Source organism: Streptomyces sp. NPDC032940 (assembly GCF_040636935.1).
GTDB lineage: Bacteria > Actinomycetota > Actinomycetes > Streptomycetales > Streptomycetaceae > Streptomyces.
Genome location: NZ_JBEZVJ010000019.1, coordinates 33,817 through 50,627, shown reverse-complemented (window position 1 = coordinate 50,627; position 16,811 = coordinate 33,817). Strand labels below are relative to the sequence as shown.

The following is a 16,811-nucleotide window of genomic DNA, read 5'->3' as shown; positions in this document are numbered from 1 at the left end:
ACCGTCCTCCCGTCGGTGGGCTACGCAGGACCGTGCCCCGAAAGCCGCCTCCTGCCGAGCGCTGCTCGTCACTCACGGCTGCCGGGTGCCGTCCAGGAACGCGGCCCTCAGGCCCTTCTGCGGTTTCGAATGGATGTCCTCCTGCTGCTTCCCCACGGCCAGCGCATCGTCCCGGAAGTCGACGGAACCCAGCAGTAAACCCGCGACCGGGGCCGCACCCCCGACACCGCCAAATACGCGGCCGTGGTCGCCGCCGACCGCGACCTCGGGCTCAGCGGCTACGAGGCCTACCGTTTCGGCCACGACGAGCTCCCGGGCGAGACCACAGCGGAAGAACCGCTGGTCAACGATCACGGCCAGTGCCACGAGCGGCGAGATCCCACAGTTCAGCCCGCGGACGGCCCTGGGGCCACGCCTGTCGGCGGGAGCGTGTCCGGTGGGCTGGCGGCTCGGTCGAACAGGGCGGGCGCCGTTGTGGGATCTCAGACTCCGTGCCACATCTCGTGAGCGATGGTCACTCTGTGGCTCCGAACGCGACCGCGCCGCCCTGCGCCGGGTCTACGACGACGGCGTGCAGCACATGGCCGGCCGCTCCCCGGCAGCGAGCACTTCGGCATCTTGGGCACGGCCCTCGACTGCCCCTCCGTGTTCCGGATACGGGGCATCTTCGACCCCAAGCTGTTGAGGGCGAGGCCCCGACGCAGCCGCGCCCCTGATCCTCGGCACCATTCCCCGCGCTTCGCCCCGCAGGCCGAGCCCGTCGTCGAGCACGGCGTACGGGGCTGCGAGCGGTCGCCGCCGGTTCCACGGCGCACGGGACTGGCTGAGCCGGCCGGGCCTCAGGGCTGGATCTTCTCCAGGTCCTCCAGGAGGCTCGGACGGGTCGGCTGCCAGCCGAGGGCGGCGCGGGTGTGTGCGCTGCTCGCCGGCTGGTCGGCCGCGAAGATCGGCCCGAGCGCGCCGAAGCTCTCCTCCGGCACCGACTGTGAGGGGATGCCGAGGCGCCGCCCGATGACCGCGGTGATGTCCCGTACGGCGTCGCCCTCGTCGGCGACGGCGTGCCAGGCGGTACCGGCCGGGGCCTTCTCCAGGGCGAGCCGGAACAGCACGGCGGCGTCGAGCGCGTGCACGGCGGGCCAGCGCTGGGTGCCGTCACCCGGGTAGCCGGCCACGCCCGTGCTGCGGGCGATCTGGGTGAGGAGCCCGGCGAACCCGCCGTCTCCCTCGTTGTGCACGGTGCGCGGCAGCCGGATCGCCGAGGTGCGCACGCCGCGCGAGGCCAGGCCGAGGGCGCGCTCCACCGAGACGCTGCGCCCGCCGACCGGCCCGTCTGTGGGCAGCGGGTCCTCCTCGGTGGCGGGGCGTCCCTGTGCACGGGGCGTACCGGAGACGGTGACGAGCGGCTTGTCGCTACCCACGAGGGCGTCACCGAGCGCGCCGAGCGCGGCGCCCTCCTCGGAGACGGCCTGTGCGAGCGCTTCCGGTGAGCTGAAGTCGTTGCTGAAGGCGAGGTGGACGACGCCGTCCGCCTTCTCCGCCTCGTCGCGCAACACGTCGAGGTCGGTGAGCCCACCGCGGACCACGTCGGCGCCGGCTGCCCGGGCCTTCTCGGCGGAGGCGTCGGAACGCGCCAGGGCGGTGACCGTGTGTCCCGCGGAGAGCAGTTCGGCGACGACGGCGGAGCCGATCAGGCCCGTGCCGCCGGTGATGAAGATGCGCATGGCGGACTCCAAGGTGCGAGGGATCAAGTGATGCGACAGATGTCGCATCACTCGCCACGCTACACCCGATGATGCGACATGTGTCGCATCGCTTAGGATGGTCGTATGCCGAGATGGAAGCCGGACGCCCGGCAACGCCTGGTCGTGGCGGCGCTGAGCCTGTTCGCGGAGCAGGGCTACGACGACACGACGGTCGCCCAGATCGCCGAGCGTGCGGGCCTCACCCGCAGCACCTTCCACCGGCATTTCACCGACAAGAGGGAGATCCTCTCGGCTGGGCAGAAGACCCTCAGCCGACTCCTGGTCGAAGGCATCGCCGACGCCCCCGCGGACGCGACGCCGATCGCCGCCGTCGCGGCGGGTCTGGAGCGCGCGTCGGGGGAGATGACCTCGTTCAACCGTGAGCTGAGTCCGCTCCTGCACGCGGCGATCGAGGCGAACGAGGAGCTTCAGGAGCGCAACGCGCTCAAGAGCATGGGTATGGCCGCCGCGATGGTGGGCGCCCTGAAGCAGCGCGACGTCCCCGAGGCCACCGCCCAAGTCGCCGCCGAACTCGGAGTCCTGGCCTTCAAGCTGGGCTTCACCCGCTGGGCCGACCCGGCACGGGACGACGCCCCCGGTGAACTGGCGACGCTGACGCTGGCGGCGCTCGAGGAACTCCTCGCGGCGGCACAGGGCCTCGACTAGCCGTCGGAGTCGAGCTGGTGCTCGGCCCGCACCTGGCCTTCGGGGCGACAGACTCCGTACGGGCGCGGCGCACCGGCGCTCCCCGCTTCCGAGGATGACTTCGACCCCGGAAGATGGGCGAGGCGCGGGCGGCGGCGGAGCCCCTGCTGGGTGACGATCGCGCCGGTGACGGCGACGCCCGCGTACCTGTTCAGCTGCCTGCTGCCTTGAGGCGCACAGCAGCCGAGCAGGCCCGTTCCCCGTGCGGTTGGTTGATGAGTGTGGGCGAGTCCCGTGGTCCGTCTCGGCAACTCGCCCGCGGTCATGCGTTCATTCGCCGGAGCGCCCGCGTCGGCCGTACTGGGATTTCCGGGCGAGATCCGGCGTCACTTGCGCCAGAACAGGTGATGCGTTACGCCGCTGGGGCTGGGCACGACCTCGAGATCGAACCGGTCGAGCAGCTCACCGGGCGACTCCCAGAGGCGGAGGCCGCGCCCGAGCTTCACCGGCGAGACGGCTACGTGCATGGTGTCGACGAGGTCGGCGTCGAGGAACTGCCGGATGGTGGTGACCCCGCCGCCGAGCCGGACGTCCTTGCCCTGCGCCGCTGCCCGCGCCTGGTCGAGGACGGCAGCGGCGTCGCCGTCGACGAAGTGGAACGTGGTGTCGGAGAGAGTGAACGAAGGACGCTTGTGGTGAGTCATGACGAACACCGGGGTGCGGAACGGGGGCTCCTGCCCCCACCAGCCGCGCCACTCGTGGTTCTGCCAGGGCCCGCGCTGGGGACCGAACTTGTTCCGACCCATGATCTCGGCGCCGATGTTGCGTGCGAAGTCCCGCGTGAAGTAGTCGTCGAGACCGCGGCTGCCCCCGGGATCGGTGCGCATGGGCCAGCTGGCCGTGGCGCCCGCCCAGGAGAACAGCCTCTCGGGCCTGTCGTGGCCGAACGGGCGCTCAAGGCTCTGGTTCTCGCCGGCACCGATTCCGTCACTCGAGACGTTGAAGTTCATGACTCGCAGCAGCTGTTCCACGCGTTCCCTCGTCAGGTCCTGGCACATCTTCCGATCGCGATGCGCCCCACATCTGGTCGTCGAACGGGACGTGGCCGGATCGACAGTGGCTCGCGAGATTTCTTGGAGAACGAGGTCCTGGAACTAGAGCCTGTCTGACAATTCGCGTTAGATCAGCGAACCTCTGCCGAGTTGGCAGTCCCGAGTTGCGCTGGCAGTCCGGCAGGTATTTCCGGGCAGGACCTACGCGCGGCGGGCCAACAGATGAGCGTCGAGGAAGCCCCGCTCGGAGGCCGGATCGTGGAGCAGCCGGGCGAAGGGAACGAGCCCGGCATCGGCCAGTAGTTCAGCGAGGCGATCCGTCGGCCAGCTGTAGGCAGGCGCCACCTTGTGGTCGAACTGGACCGGTTCCTGTCCGTCGGTCCCGAAGAAGGAGACCAGGAGCAGACCATCCGGCGCCAGGACGCGTGCCTGCTCGGCGAGCAGCTCCGGCAGTTCTCCCGGAGGGGTGTGGATCATCGAGTAATGGGCCAGCACGCCGCCGAGCGAGGCGTCCTCGATCGGCAGGGATTCCATCCGCGCCTCCTGGAAGCGCAGCGTCGGATGGGCCTGCCGGGCGTGGTCGATCATGCCGGGGGCGAGGTCTAGTCCGAAGGCGTCCAGGCCCAGTTCGTGCAGCATGGCTGTCAGATGTCCGGGTCCACACCCGACGTCGGCTGCCCGCGGGTTGCCCGTAGCGCGCACCAGTTCGGCGAAGGTGCCGATCATGGTCCGGGAGAATGGCTGTTCCTCCAGCCGGTTTGCGAACAGCGATGCGTACAGCTCGACGACTCCGTCGTAGGCCGCCCTGGTCTCGTCCTGATGATTCGCCACGGGCAGGACTCTATATGGCGGTCTGATAATTGATCTTGTGGCAGGTCGAGGTGAATTGGCAGATGCGGCGTGGGAGCGAATTGAGCCCCTGTTGCCGCAGTTGGACGGGCGCGGCCGTCCGTGGCGTGATCACCGGAAGGTGGTCAACGGCGTCCTGTGGCGACTGCGGACCGGTGCTCCTTGGCGCGACCTGCCGGAGCGGTACGGGCCGTGGCAGACCGTCTACGAGCGGTTCGCCCGCTGGGAGGCCGACGGCACGTGGGCGAAGTTGCTGGAGTACGTCCAGGTCCGTGACGACGCGGTGGGCCAGGTGGAGTGGACCGTCGCCGTTGACTCCACGGTCAACCGGGCCCACCAGCACGCCGCGGGCGCCCGTAAAAGGGGGACGCGGCCGGGGACGAACTGGATGATCCGGGCCACTCGCAGGCGCGCCAGGCCCTCGGCCGGTCCCGCGGCGGGCTATCCACCAAGATCCACCTCGCCGTCGACGGCCGGGGTCTGCCGCTGTCGATAGTGCTCACACCCGGAAACGCCCACGATGCCACCGCGTTCGCTGATGTCCTTGACGGGAGCCGCACCCCGCGGGTGAGCACAGGACGGCCGCGCACGAGACCGGATCGTGTGTTGGGTGACAAACCCTATTCCAGCAGGGCCATCCGTCACCTGCTGCGGCATCGGGGCATCGCCGCCACGACCCCCGAGCGCCGTGACCAGGTAGCCAACCGCCGACGCCGGGGACGCCGCGGTGGCCGGCCACCCGCCTTCGACACAGAGATCTACCGCGACCGCAACGTGGTCGAACGATGCTTCGCCCGCCTCAAGCAGTTCCGTGCAATCGCCACCAGGTTTGACAAGCTCGCGGACCGCTACCGCGCAGGAGTCATCCTGGCCTCCCTGATCCTCTGGCTCCGCGAAGCGGCCAGGTGATCATTTGTCAGACAGGCTCTAGTAGTGCTCGTTACGTTGGGTGATCTTTCCGAGGTGAGTTGTCGGAGTTCCGAAGTGATCGTGCCCGAGGCGTGGGTGGTCGACGACGTGTCGTTCCCCAAGTGCGGCACCGCGTCGGCCGGGGTGGCCCGGCAGTACTGCGGGGCGGTCGGGAAGCGTGCGAACTGCCAGGTCGCGGTCAGCGTCCACGCCGCCACCGACACCGCGTCCTGCCCGCTGAACTGGGATTTGTATCTGCCGCGCGAGGGGACGGATGAGCCGGACCGCTGCCGCAGGGTTGGAGTTCCCGACGGCACGGGCCACCAGGAGAAGTGGCGTCTGGCGCTCGGCCTGCTAGACACGCTCGGAGAGTGGCAGCTGAAGACGCCGGTCGTGGTCGCCGATGCCGGCTACGGCGTCAGTACCCCCTTCCGCCTGGGTCTCGAGGAGCGAGGACTGTCCTGCATCCTGGCCCTGACCGGGAAGGAAGTCGCTCACCCGGAGAATGCTCTCCCGCACCAGCCCGCTTACGGCGGACTCGGGCCGCCGACGCTGGCCCGTTACCGCACTCCGCCGCGAGCAGTCTCGGTCCTCGCAGCCGAGGCCGGTGCCGGCCGGTTCACCGCGGTGACCTGGCACCGGGGCAGCAAAGGCACGATGGCCTCACGGTTCGTGGTCCTGACCGTCCTACCTGCGGGCAAGCAGTCCCTGGCCGCTGCCCAGGAAGCAGGCGGCGGCCGCAACCAGTGGGACGGTGTCCTGCCCACCCAGACGCTCCTGGTCGAATGGCCGGACGGGCAGGACGCTCCGAGGGGCTACTGGATATCGAACCTGCCCGCCACCACCCCGGTCGCCGACCTGGTGCGGTGGGCGAAGATGCGCTGGCGGATCGAGCACGGCTACCGCGAGCTCAAGCACGGCCTGGGCCTGGACCACTTCGAGGGCGGAACCTGGCGAGGCTGGCACCACCACGTCACCCTCGTCACCGCCGCCCAGGCCTTCCTCACCCTCAGGCGGCTCGACCCAAAAGCCCACACACCGGCCTGACCCTCTACCAGGTCCTCGATCTCCTCCAGGACCGGCTGAGGTGCTGGACCGGTGCATGCGACACCTGCGGACGACCTCTATCCAACCCGCGAAGCCGCCGCAGACCAGCCAGAACCCAACGAAGCACTACTAGGCGGTTTCGTTCGGATCAGCGAGCCGGTCCAGAGGAAGATGCCCGCTGCTCCTCGTGCTGCGCCTGGAGCCCGTCGAACTTCCGGTCGGCGGTGTCGGGGTCGTCCCACCAGCCGTCGAGGATCCGTACCCCGTGGCGGTCCAGGGCGAGGTGATAGTGGCCGGGCGGGTCACAGCACTCTGATCGGCGCGCCGAAGGTGCGGCGCTCCCTGCTGATCACTCCGAGTTGTTCGAGGCACCCCAGCTGGTAGTGGACGCTGGAGGCGCTCGCGAGGCCGGCTCGCCGGGCGAGCTGCGCCATGCCCGGGTAGTCGCCCGTCTCGGCGACGTGCTCCTCGACGGCGCGCAGGATCTGGCGCTGCCGGTCCGTGATGTCCACGGTCATCGCTGCCTCCTCTCGACACTCCTCCTCTCCGATTAGATCGTGTGTTCGATTCGCGCGCCCAGTGGACGCGGTACGGGGCAACGACCGTTCCGTACGTTTTTCGGACCGCGACCTCTCTGCGCGTCCTCTCTCTGGGCCGGTCGTTCAGCCAGGGTGGATTGATCACGGGCGAGCGCCCCTGACGAAAGGCTGACCCTGATGAAGAAGCTGAAGGCTACGGCTGCGCTGTGCGGCGCCATCGCCGCTGTCAGTATTGGCGCGCCGGCGTTCGCCGACGACGATGCTCCTGCCTCACCGTCAGCCGCCGCGCTGGTGGACAGCTTCGGGAGGATGGGCAGGGTAGACGCCACCCTGCTCTCAAGTTCCCCGTCGGCCTTCACCGCGCCGGGCGGCCTGGGCGGCGTGGCCCCCGCCCTGGGTGCCGACGCGGAGAAGGAGGCGGACCTGGGGAAGTACGCGTCCCTGAACGACATCGTAGACAGTGGCGATGGGCCCGCGGCGAGGCCGGAAAACGATCCGGGGCGCGAGAAAGCGGAGAAGGAGGCCCGGGAGAACGCAAATAGCCCGGCAATTGGGTCGGCAGACGCGAACCTTGCCGCCTGGTTCGAGAAGCGTGATGGGAAGACGGCGAAGGATCTCGCGGACTCGCAGTACCTGGGCCTCAACCCCATCATGCCGGGCTACTAGTTAGTCGGTCCCGTGTCGAGGGCGACGGCGAGGACGCCGTCTCGGGCCCGTCGACCTGGGCGGAGGCGGTGGCCGCGACGGTGACGGTCGGGCCGTCGACCGGCTCGCCCCGCACGTCGGCACCGACTGGCCCGCCCCGCTCCCGGCGCAAGCCCTGCGACGAGTACGGCATCCACACCGCCGGCCTGCCCGCCGCCGTCATCCCCGCCACGGCGCAGCGCCTGCTCGAAAGGGGGGCCGGATGCCTGGCCGCGGACCGGGCCCGCGGCGTTGTTCCCCGCCCGGTCGTCCTCCGCGTCCTGCCCGCATCCGCCGCACCTTCGACCAGCACACTCTGGACGGCGCCGCAACCCGCGCCGCACTGCTGTACCTGGGCGTCACCCGTGGACGCCTGCTGCGCCACAGCGGCCCGGCCGCCCGGGTGCCCTGGCGCTGGCCCTGGAGTTCGCGGGCGGGACTAGGCGATGCCACCGTTGCTCGTCAGCAGCTGGCCGTTGACCCACTGGCCTTCTCTGGAGCACAGGAAGTCCACGAGGTGGGCGGTGTCCTGCGGAGTGCCGAGACGGCCGAGCGGGGTGTGGCGGATGCAGTGCTGGCGGATCTCCTCGGACATCCAGCCGGTGTCGATCGGTCCGGGGTTGATGACGTTGGCGGTCACGCCGAGGTGGGCGAATTCGCGGGCGGCGGCCAGGGTGATGCGGTCCAGCGCTCCCTTGCTCGCTCCGTAGGGCAGGTTGCCGACGGTGTGATCGCTGGTGAGGCTGATGATTCGGCCGGTTCCCGGTTCTGCGGCGAAGCGGCGCCCGAACTCGCGGATGAGCAGCCAGGGGGCGCGCGCGTTGACGGCGAAGTGGCGGTCGAAACTCTCGACAGTCGTGTCGAGCAGTCCGGAGTCGACCGACTCGCAGTGGCACATCACCAGCGCGGTGACGCTGCCCAAGCCCTGCTCGACCGCGTCGAAGACGCGTGCCGGGGTGTCCGCGTCGGCGAGGTCCGCCTCGATCGACGTGGTGGAGGCACCGTGTTCGGCAAGGCCTCGGCTGATCGTTTCGGTCGCGCCCGGCTCCTTGCCCCAGGCCATCCGTTCGTCGTAGGGGGTCCAGTAGGTGAAGGCGATGTCCCAGCCCGAGACGGCCAGGCGGCGGGCGATGCCGGCTCCGATACCCACGGTGCGGCCGACACCGGTGACCAGTGCGATCGGGCGGGTGGCGGCAGGCTTCCGGCCGGCAGTGGTTCGGTCTTGATCGGGACTCCTCGTCACGGTCCTGGATCTTCCATGACCGGCGCTGCAGCGTCAAACGCTTCCGCTGTGGCCACCGGCGGCGGAGGACGGACGGCTTCGCCGCTGACAGCCTGTGTCTCGTACGGCCTGCCGCTGGGGGCCGGGACCAGGCTCCCACCGGCAGAGCCCCGGTCAGCGCACGGCGAGCACGGTCTTGGCGGGTGCCTGTCGTCGTTCCAGAGCACGATGGACGTCGGCGGCCTGGTCCAGCGGCAGCACGGCCGGGGCGGGCTCCCGCAAGATGTCACGGTGCGTCAGGCCGATCACCGCCGACAGCGCCGCGGCGACACGATCGGGCACCAGGTGCGCCACTCCGCCCAGGCTGAGGCCGAGTACTTGCCTGCTGCCCAGCCACGCCGAGTCGGCCGACACCGGGTGCTCATGGCCGCTGGCGTTGCCGAGCACGACCAACCTGCCGAACGGGGCGAGCAGTTCGTAGGCGTGCCGGCTCAGCTCACCACCGACGGGGTCGATGACAACGTCCACCTCTCCATGCGCGATGCTGCCGAGGTCGTCGCTGCCGACGGTGTGCGTCCAGGGGCCGGTGGCGGACGGCCCGGTGGAGGTGCGGCCGAAGACACCGGTCACGGATCGTGCCGGGTGGCCGGCGGCGATGCGGCCGGCGATGCCGCCCAGACCGCCACTGGCGCCGAGCACGAGGACGTTGTCGTGCACGCCGAGCCGGGCCAGGTCGTGCAGAGCGAGCCACGCGGTGACGCCGTTGACCAGGACGGCGGCGACGCGTGCCAGGTCGGCGTCGCCGGGCAGGCGGCTCACCATCGTCGCGTGGGCAACAGCGACCTCGGCGTAGCCACCCGCCCGCATGCCCCGGCCGAAGTCGTTGAGCAACGCGGCCACCGGCTGCCCGGGACGGAAGCCGACCACACCGGGTCCGACCGCGCGCACGTGCCCGGTGACCTCGATCCCCGGCGTGAACGGCGTCGGTACCTCGAAGGCACCCGAGCGGAACAGGGTGTCGACGAAGCCGACGCCTGCGTACGAGACGTCGATCGCCAGCTCGCCCGGTCCCGGTGAGGGCTCCGGCACCTCCGCGAGTTGCAGGGAATCCACCGGTCCAGGGGTCCTGACGACCACAGCGCGCACCATGCTCCTCCCGCGTCGGCCACTCCGACAGCCCCATCAACCAGGGCAGTGCTGCCCGCATTCCGCCGCCGGGTCGCCGAGGTTGCGCCCAGCGGAGAAAGCCGCTACGCCACAGTGCTTCGAACACAGTGGTGACGCACCATCTCGGCCGGCGTTCCTGCCCGCGCCTGGCACTCCAGCACGGTCGGCCCTTGAAGGACATCGGAAGGGTGGGTGTGCCGGCCGGTGGCGCAGTCGTTGTGCTCGCCTTCCACACGCGGCGGCCCGACGGCCAGCTCCGGACCGCTGTCCTCGAGGCCGAGGGCGGCTCGAAGCCGGGCCACGACCTGCGGTGCGGCTTCCGCGTCCCCGTAGATCGAGGCGTCGCGTTGGGGGAGTCCGGGCCGAGAGGTGAGGGTCCGCGATCATTCATCACACGCACCTTCTGGAGTTCCCGCCGGTGCGAGGGCGAGGAATACGGGCCGTGGGGGACCCGCCGCCGTGCACCGTCGTCGCTGACATCGTCCAGCTGCGCCGTGACGGCTACGACGGCGCGAAGCGCGCATCGACAGGTCCGACGCCGCGGCCATGCGTAGGGCGCCGCCTCGCGGGCCGTTCGTGTCCTGCCTGCTGCTTCGCGAACAGCTCACGGAGGTGGGGCTCGGTGCTGGGCACCCGCTTGCCGAACGCCCTTCTGCCGGCCCGGAGTGATGGCGGTGGCGTGGTGCTGGCACTCGCCGACGTCCGGGCCGAGGAAGACATCGAAATGATCGGGAGCTCTTCCGGCTCGGGCGAATCCGGTGTTCTGGCCCGCATCAGCGTCCGTCGATGCCTCCGGATCAGGTGGCACCACCGTTGGATCATCGACGACAGGGAGGAAGCCGTGCCGGACCCGCACGCCGGGGGTCCCGTTGCGGAGCCGACGAGGACGTCGCGAGGTACGGGGCGGTGGCCGGCAAGCCCTGACCACCCGGCGCGCACGGTGTCGGGCGGCCGGGTCAGATCACGCGGAACAGATCAGCGGCGGCGTGGACGTCGGTGAAGTCCTCGACGCAACGGAGGTTGTCGCACAGCGCCGCGAGGACCGAGCCCGCCGCCGCGACGCGCGGGGCGCCGATGCTCACGCCGAAGACCCGGAAGCCCAGCCGGCGCTTGGCCTCGTTCCAGTGCCGCATCCACGCCTCGGTGACGCCGCAGTCGTCGTCGGTGAGCATCACGATGTCGCCCCGGGTGCGGGCGGCGTCGTTGAACTCCTCCTCGAGCAGTTCGCCCGCCGCCGACAAGGGCCGCTGGTAGCTGGTGCCGCCGCCGAGGAAGGTCTCCGCGAAGTCGAGGGTGTGGGCGAGGTCCGCGGGCCGGCCGGCCGGGAAGCGGAAGACCCGGAGCCGGTCGGCGGCGGAGAACACGATGCCGACGAAGTCACGACCCGCGTGGCGGGCCTGGTCCAGCAGGGCCAGCGCGCACGCCTTCGCCCATGCCTCCCGGGTGATGCCGCCGGGCCCCGTCTCGTACATGGAGTGCGAGGTGTCCACGCACGCGATGACGGCGCCCCGGCCGGTGGCCTGCTCGCCCTGACTGTCGTAGAGCATCAGCTCCCCGGCGGCGTAGCGCGCGGCGAACACCGCGCGCAGTCCGGGCAGTCCGAGATTCGCGAGTTCGGACGGGATGACCCGGGAGAGGTCGTCGCCGAGCGTGACCCCGACCAGCTCGCCGGTGGCGTTCTCCACCTTGCGGGCCCGTTCGCCGTCGGCCATCTGCCGGAAGCGGCCGATCAGTTCGGCCCACTCGGCGAGCCGTCCGGTGCGCAGCCGCTCGGCCAGCCGGGCGCGCTCGTCGAAGGGCATCCGCTCCAGCTCGCCGGAACCGACGCCCCAGGCCCGCATCAGCGCGGCCTCCTCCCGTGCGGCCGCCGCCGACTTCGCCACCGCACTGCGCGCGGCGGCACGGACGCCGGGCACGGTCACCGCGAGCGACCGGGCGGCGTCGGAAGCGGCCCGTTCCGCGGCGGCCTTCGCGTACTGGACCGCGCGTCGTACGGCGTCGGCCGCCGGTCCCGGCACGGTGCCGTCCTCGTCGGCCTCCTCGGCGGCCTGCCGGAGCGCCTCGGCCACGGCGTCCGCCGCGTCCCCGGCCTCCCGCCGGGCCCGCTCCGCCCGCTCGTCCCGGTCCCGGGCGGGCCGGGAGTCCTCCAGCATCCGGCGCAGTGCGGTGCCCTGGGCGAGCACAGCCATGGCGGCGGCGTACGGATCGCCGACCGTCTCCCGGTGCAGCTCGGCGAAGTCCGGCGACTCCAGGAGCCCGGTGATGATGCGGTGGTTGACCAGCCGGGAGGGTGTCATCTCGCGCGGCTCGCGCAGGCGCGGAGCGGCCTTGTACGCGGCCAGGAACGCGTCGGTGAGGAGGTCGGCGGTGTGCGGGTGGCGCTCGCCCAGTTCTCCGGCCAACTCACGCAACGCCGCCGACTGTTCGTAGGTGTCGCGCCAGGTGATGCGGTCGAAACGGTCGGCGGACACGGCCCCCGTGTGCCGTACGGAGGCGGCGGCCGACCGAGCCAGCCACACCCCGGCCAGGTCCGTCAGTACGCGGAGCCGGCTCGCCGCCCCGCCCGCCTCGACATCGGTGCCGTCGTTCACACTGCTGTCCTGACCCGCGCTCAGAGCTGGGCCTGCACGGTGCTCGCGTCCACGCCGAGGGCCTCGGTGAGCACCCGGGCGCGGACGGCGCGCTGACGGCCGGTGACCCGGTCGATGGCGCTGGTGGAGCGCCCCGCGCTCACCGCCTCCGCGCGCAGTCTCTCCAGGCGTTTGCCCGCCATGGCCAGCTGGTTGTGCGCCTTCTTGATGACCCACTCGCTCAGCGCCTCGCGGGACTGCCCGGCCATCGCGTCGAGCTGGGCCTCCAGCTCCTCGATGGTGTCGGCGAGGTCGAGGGCCTCCTTGGCGTCCGGGTTGACCAGGTGCAGCACCTCGCGCTCGACGGTCGGGCGTTCGGCGGGGGAGTCCCACAGCACGTGGGTCAGCACCGACAGATCGATCTCGGCGACCGAGGGGCGCCCGTCGAGGTACGCGGACGCCTGGAGCAGCCCCACCGCCTGTCGCCAGCGGCGGTCGGACGCGATCAGCTCCTTGCGGCGCAGGGCGGCCCGCAGTGTGCAGACCGCGTCCACGATCCCGTCGGGCACCTCCACGGCGGGGACGGCCTCGGCCACGGCGTGCTGCAGCGCCGCCAGGTCCACGGTGGTCCGCTTCGGCGCGGCCGGACGGCTGACGGCGGAGCGGACCAGAGCGGCGAAGTTCGAGGGGTCCTCCAGGTACTTGACCTCGATCCGCACCAGCAGCCGGTCGTAGATCGCGGCCGAGTCCTGACCGTCGGGCAGTTCGTTGCTCGCCGTGATCGCGCCGATGAGGGGGCAGCGGACGGGGGCGCCGCCGCTCTCGGGGTGGTAGATCCGCTCGTTGAGGTAGCCCAGCGTCTCGTTCAGCGCCGCAGTGGAACACTTGAAGATCTCGTCGATGAACGCGATGTGCGCCGTGGTCGCGCGCCCTTCGTAGACCTGGCGGTACTCCCCGCGTGCCAGCGCGGCCACGTCGATGGGGCCGAACATCCTCGTCGGTGCGGTGAACTTGGACAGCAGGATCTCCCAGTAGGACGCCCCCACGATCCGGCCGGTCAGCTCCCGGGCCAGCTCGGACTTGGCCGTTCCCGGCGGGCCGAGCACCAGCGAGTGCTGACCGGCCAGCAGCGTCACCAGCAGCGTCCGGACGACGTCGGCCCGCTCGTAGAAACGGTCCGACAACTCGTCGCCGATCGCCCGGAGCTGCTCGGCGGTGTCCGGTGCGGCCGGTGCCTCCTGCGGGTCCTGTGGGCCCATGGCCGACTCCTCCTGTGGCGGTCCTGGCGGTCCTGGCGGGCTGGCGGTGACCCGAGCCTATCCCGCACAGACGTCCGCACCGTCGCCCCGCCTCCAACCGGTGGGCAGCTTGGCTCGCGCACCTCCCCGGCGGCACCACCGTGGTGCAAGCGACCAGACTGTCCGTTCAGCGTCTTGATCAGCTGGTGGCATCCGTGTCGGGGGAGTCCGGCGTTTCGGACGAGTCGGCAGAGAGTCCCGCCACACGACGACGGCAGCACCACCAACGGCTCCTCCTTCATCGACGAGATCGTCCGGGAGGGCGCACGAAGGATGCTGGCTGCCGCACTGGAGGCCGAAGTCAACGCCTACATAGCCGAGTTGGCAGATGAGCGCGATGAGTGTGGCCGTCGCCTGGTGGTGCGCAACGGCTACCACCAGCCTCGGAAGGTCACCACCGCGGCCGGCGTGATCGAGGTGAAGGCTCCGCGAGTCAACGACAAGCGCGTCGACGCCGAGACGGGCGAGCGCAAGCGGTTATCCTCCGCGATCCTGCCGCCGTGGTGCCGCAAGTCCCCGAAGATCAGCGAGGTGCTCCCCCTGCTCTACCTGCACGGCCTGTCGTCGGGGGACTTCGTGCCCGCCCTGGAGCAGTTCCTCGGCAGCTCGGCCGGACTCTCCCCGGCCACGGTCACCCGGCTGACGACGCAGTGGCAGGCCGACCACACTGCCTTCACGGACCGCGACCTCTCCGAGGTCGACTACGTCTACGTGTGGGCCGACGGCATCCACCTCAAGGTCCGCCTGGAAAAGGCCAAGGCGTGCGTGCTCGTGCTTATCGGCGTGCGTGCCGACGGCTCCAAGGAGCTAATCGCGCTCAAGGACGGCTACCGTGAGTCGGGCGAGCCGTGGGCGGATCTCCTGCGTGACTACGCCCGCCGGGGCATGCGCGCCCCCGTGCTCGCGGTCGGGGACGGCGCCCTGGGCTTTTGGAAGGCGCTGGCCGAGGTGTTCCCCGACACCCGTGAGCAAAGGTGCTGGTTCACAAAACGGCCAATATCCTGGACGCCATGCCGAAGTCCGCGCAGCACGGAGCGAAGAAGGCCATCCAGGACATCTACAATGCCGAGGACCGCGACCACGCGGCGCAGGCGATCAAAACGTTCGCCAAGCTCTACGGCGTGAAGTTCCCCAAGGCGGTCAAGAAGATCACCGACGACCAGGAGGAGCTGCTGGCGTTCTTCGACTTCCCGGCCGAGCACTGGATCCACCTGCGGACCACGAATCATCTCGAGTCGACCTTCTCCACCGTCCGGCTGCGGACCAAGGTCACCCGCGGCCCCGGCTCCCGCACCGCGGCCCTGGCCATGGTCTTCAAGCTCGTCGAGTCCGCCCAGCAGCGGTGGCGGGCCGTGAACGCGCCCCACCTCGTCGCCCTCGTCAGGGCCGGAGCTCGTTTCGAACGCGGCCACCTGGTGGAGCGGCCCGAGGCGGCGGCCGCGTAACCCATGCGCGCGCCCCAAGCTCCGCAGCGAACTGGGCCGAGCCCGGCCAGCCCGACTCCTTCGCCAAGGAGGTGATACAGGCTAGGGTCCAGCCCGACGGTGCAGACAGCTGAACAGGACTGGAGCCGGGATGGGTTCGTCATCATGGCAGTACATCGAGCCATATGCCGGAGATGTTGGCGAAGCCTTGACCGCCGTGCGTCAGCGTGAGTTCGAAAGACTCTTCGTGCACGGCGTCGAGGGGGACGGGCTCCTGCCCGCGGGGCGGTCCTTCGCCTCGATCGCGGACCTCGACGACCTGTGGGAAGACGAAACCTTCGGCAGCGAAGGCACCCACACGATCATCGATGTGTGGGAAGTGATCGACACCGAGGCATACGACGATGATCACACCGTGCGTCCCCTGTCGGACGACGAAGCGATCGAGATATTCGGAACCGCGGAGCCGACCCAGGAGGACTTCCAACGAGCTATCGAGCGGTACCGAGCACGACAGCCCGGCTCGGGGGAACTGTGGGAGATGCCGCGTTGGTCAGCGTGGTGCAGGCAGTTGAAGAGCACCGACAGCACGACGACATCGATCGCCTTCTGGGGCAAGTCCGGCGATTAGAGCGATCGCCGGATCCACAGATCTTGACTATTTCTCCGTATAGCGTCCGGGCTGTCGGTGACGGTCAGAGGTTCGGTGCAGGTGCCTGTACCAAGTTGAGTACTGTCTCGCTGAAGGCGCGAACGCGGGCTGTCGCACCGTCGGCGGGCCATACCAGGCCCCAGTCCACTGGCGCTGCATCCTCGAAAGGGACATAGACGACGTCGGGGCGAGCGAAGTAGCGCCTGGTGTGGGCGCCGACGGCGAAGACTCCCTCCCCGGCGCCCACGAATGTCAGCGTCTCATTGAGCGTCATGGCCGACGGACCGAGTGCGATCGGTCTCCCCGTGGGGGTCCGGCCCGGCGCCCGGTCCTCGCGCAGGGACTTCGGCAGCGTCTCGGGAATCTGCAACACGGTCACGCGAGCCAGATCTTCCACGGAGACGGTTGCGCGGCGGGCGAACGGGTGCCCTGTCGGCACGGCGAGCATGCGCGCCTCTCGCACCAGGACCGGCCCCATGACGATGCCCTCCTCGTGCATCGGATGGCAGGTCAGCGCGATGTCCACCTGGCCGCTGCGCAGCCACGGCAGGACTTGCGGCAGGTGTGCCTCTTTGATCTGGGCGTCGCAGTCGGGGTGCCGGGTGCGGAACGCCCGCGCCGCCCCGACCAGCAGCTGGCCCGCCGCCGGCCCCGTGAAGGCGACCCGCAGCAGCCCGGTCAGGCCCCTCCCCGCGTCGACGGCCCGCTCGAACGCGTCGGTGATCCGGGACCAGGCGGGGCGTGTCTCTTCGTACAGCTGTCGTCCCAGCAGGGAAAGCTCCACCCGGCGGCTAGTGCGGTTGAACAGCGGGACGCCGATGCGACGCTCCAACTTGGCAATGGTCTGGCTGATCCGGGCAGTGGAGACGTGCAGCCGCTTGGCGGTGCGGCCGAAGTGCAGCTCTTCGGCGAGTGTCAGGAACGCCTCCAGCTCGTGCCGCTCCAGCATCCGTACCTTCCCATCGTTAATCGAGACTTCACGATCGTTGCACAGGTGCGCATTGATGCCCT

15 protein-coding genes and 1 pseudogene are annotated in these 16,811 nt (G+C 70.3%); 6 read left to right on the top strand and 10 right to left on the bottom strand.

The features are described 5' to 3' along the window. Window positions 1-72: 72 nt before the first annotated feature. Complete coding sequence (locus AB0E77_RS22300; protein ID WP_361573277.1) at window positions 73-366, bottom strand: hypothetical protein; 294 nt, start codon at window positions 364-366, stop codon at window positions 73-75. A gap of 473 nt (window positions 367-839) precedes the next feature. Next, window positions 840-1,721, bottom strand: coding sequence for an SDR family oxidoreductase (locus AB0E77_RS22295; protein ID WP_361573275.1), 882 nt, complete (start codon window positions 1,719-1,721; stop codon window positions 840-842). 105 nt (window positions 1,722-1,826) lie between these two features. Between AB0E77_RS22295 and AB0E77_RS22290 the strand changes: the two genes are divergently transcribed. After that, complete coding sequence (locus AB0E77_RS22290; RefSeq protein ID WP_361573273.1) at window positions 1,827-2,408, top strand: helix-turn-helix domain-containing protein; 582 nt, start codon at window positions 1,827-1,829, stop codon at window positions 2,406-2,408. A gap of 365 nt (window positions 2,409-2,773) precedes the next feature. Here the strand turns inward: AB0E77_RS22290 and AB0E77_RS22285 are convergent, their stop codons facing one another. Both AB0E77_RS22285 and AB0E77_RS22280 read right to left on the bottom strand, forming a co-directional pair. Then, complete coding sequence (locus AB0E77_RS22285; protein ID WP_361573271.1) at window positions 2,774-3,418, bottom strand: dihydrofolate reductase family protein; 645 nt, start codon at window positions 3,416-3,418, stop codon at window positions 2,774-2,776. A gap of 222 nt (window positions 3,419-3,640) precedes the next feature. Beyond that, window positions 3,641-4,270, bottom strand: a complete 630-nt coding sequence (locus tag AB0E77_RS22280) for a class I SAM-dependent methyltransferase (protein WP_030400823.1) — start codon at window positions 4,268-4,270, stop codon at window positions 3,641-3,643. A gap of 37 nt (window positions 4,271-4,307) precedes the next feature. Between AB0E77_RS22280 and AB0E77_RS22275 the strand changes: the two genes are divergently transcribed. Further along, a protein-coding gene (locus tag AB0E77_RS22275; RefSeq protein WP_361573269.1) for an IS5 family transposase occupies window positions 4,308-5,197 on the top strand; the annotation gives its coding sequence in 2 pieces (ribosomal slippage) (window positions 4,308-4,656 and window positions 4,656-5,197; 891 coding nt in all). A 75-nt stretch (window positions 5,198-5,272) separates the two neighbouring features. Continuing rightward, window positions 5,273-6,244 (top strand): IS701 family transposase, encoded by a 972-nt coding sequence (locus AB0E77_RS22270; protein WP_361573267.1) that lies wholly within the window; start codon window positions 5,273-5,275, stop codon window positions 6,242-6,244. A 302-nt stretch (window positions 6,245-6,546) separates the two neighbouring features. Here AB0E77_RS22270 and AB0E77_RS22265 read toward each other — a convergent pair whose 3' ends face one another. Next, on the bottom strand, window positions 6,547-6,762 hold the full coding sequence (locus tag AB0E77_RS22265; protein WP_361573265.1) for a hypothetical protein: 216 nt from the start codon (window positions 6,760-6,762) through the stop codon (window positions 6,547-6,549). Window positions 6,763-6,960: 198 nt separating this feature from the next. Here AB0E77_RS22265 and AB0E77_RS22260 point away from each other — a divergent pair, with 198 nt between their 5' ends. Next, window positions 6,961-7,449, top strand: coding sequence for a hypothetical protein (locus AB0E77_RS22260; protein ID WP_361573263.1), 489 nt, complete (start codon window positions 6,961-6,963; stop codon window positions 7,447-7,449). A gap of 457 nt (window positions 7,450-7,906) precedes the next feature. On the opposite strand, the gene AB0E77_RS22255 is transcribed toward AB0E77_RS22260, so the two are convergent. The 4 genes from AB0E77_RS22255 to AB0E77_RS22240 all read right to left on the bottom strand — a co-directional run bounded on the left by AB0E77_RS22255 (window position 7,907) and on the right by AB0E77_RS22240 (window position 13,685). Beyond that, the gene (locus AB0E77_RS22255; protein ID WP_361573261.1) at window positions 7,907-8,710 is read right to left on the bottom strand and encodes an SDR family oxidoreductase; all 804 of its coding nucleotides are present in this window, start codon (window positions 8,708-8,710) and stop codon (window positions 7,907-7,909) included. Window positions 8,711-8,863: 153 nt separating this feature from the next. Further along, entirely contained in the window at window positions 8,864-9,802 is a 939-nt protein-coding gene (locus AB0E77_RS22250) for a zinc-binding dehydrogenase (RefSeq protein WP_361573259.1), read from the bottom strand. 1,010 nt (window positions 9,803-10,812) lie between these two features. Next, a complete protein-coding gene (locus tag AB0E77_RS22245; RefSeq protein ID WP_361573406.1) occupies window positions 10,813-12,384 on the bottom strand; it encodes a VWA domain-containing protein in 1,572 nt (523 codons plus the stop codon). Between the two features lie 83 nt (window positions 12,385-12,467). Then, window positions 12,468-13,685 carry an AAA family ATPase gene (locus AB0E77_RS22240; protein ID WP_361573257.1) on the bottom strand — a complete coding sequence of 406 codons (1,218 nt, stop codon included), beginning with the start codon at window positions 13,683-13,685 and terminating at the stop codon, window positions 12,468-12,470. 279 nt (window positions 13,686-13,964) lie between these two features. Here AB0E77_RS22240 and AB0E77_RS22235 point away from each other — a divergent pair. Beyond that, window positions 13,965-15,169 (top strand): annotated as a pseudogene (locus AB0E77_RS22235) (IS256 family transposase). A 130-nt stretch (window positions 15,170-15,299) separates the two neighbouring features. After that, window positions 15,300-15,779 carry a hypothetical protein gene (locus tag AB0E77_RS22230; protein ID WP_361573255.1) on the top strand — a complete coding sequence of 160 codons (480 nt, stop codon included), beginning with the start codon at window positions 15,300-15,302 and terminating at the stop codon, window positions 15,777-15,779. 64 nt (window positions 15,780-15,843) lie between these two features. On the opposite strand, the gene AB0E77_RS22225 is transcribed toward AB0E77_RS22230, so the two are convergent. After that, window positions 15,844-16,749 (bottom strand): LysR family transcriptional regulator, encoded by a 906-nt coding sequence (locus AB0E77_RS22225; RefSeq protein ID WP_361573253.1) that lies wholly within the window; start codon window positions 16,747-16,749, stop codon window positions 15,844-15,846. Between the last annotated feature and the right edge of the window lie 62 nt (window positions 16,750-16,811).

What these genes read in the sequence shown, in the direction of transcription:
- AB0E77_RS22290 (WP_361573273.1), top strand. Translation starts at nt 1,827, where the DNA reads ATGCCGAGATGGAAGCCGGACGCCCGGCAACGCCTGGTCGTGGCGGCG.
- AB0E77_RS22230 (WP_361573255.1), top strand. Translation starts at nt 15,300, where the DNA reads ATGGGTTCGTCATCATGGCAGTACATCGAGCCATATGCCGGAGATGTT.
- AB0E77_RS22260 (WP_361573263.1), top strand. Translation starts at nt 6,961, where the DNA reads ATGAAGAAGCTGAAGGCTACGGCTGCGCTGTGCGGCGCCATCGCCGCT.
- AB0E77_RS22225 (WP_361573253.1), bottom strand. Translation starts at nt 16,749, where the DNA reads ATGCTGGAGCGGCACGAGCTGGAGGCGTTCCTGACACTCGCCGAAGAG.
- AB0E77_RS22265 (WP_361573265.1), bottom strand. Translation starts at nt 6,762, where the DNA reads ATGACCGTGGACATCACGGACCGGCAGCGCCAGATCCTGCGCGCCGTC.
- AB0E77_RS22240 (WP_361573257.1), bottom strand. Translation starts at nt 13,685, where the DNA reads ATGGGCCCACAGGACCCGCAGGAGGCACCGGCCGCACCGGACACCGCC.
- AB0E77_RS22295 (WP_361573275.1), bottom strand. Translation starts at nt 1,721, where the DNA reads ATGCGCATCTTCATCACCGGCGGCACGGGCCTGATCGGCTCCGCCGTC.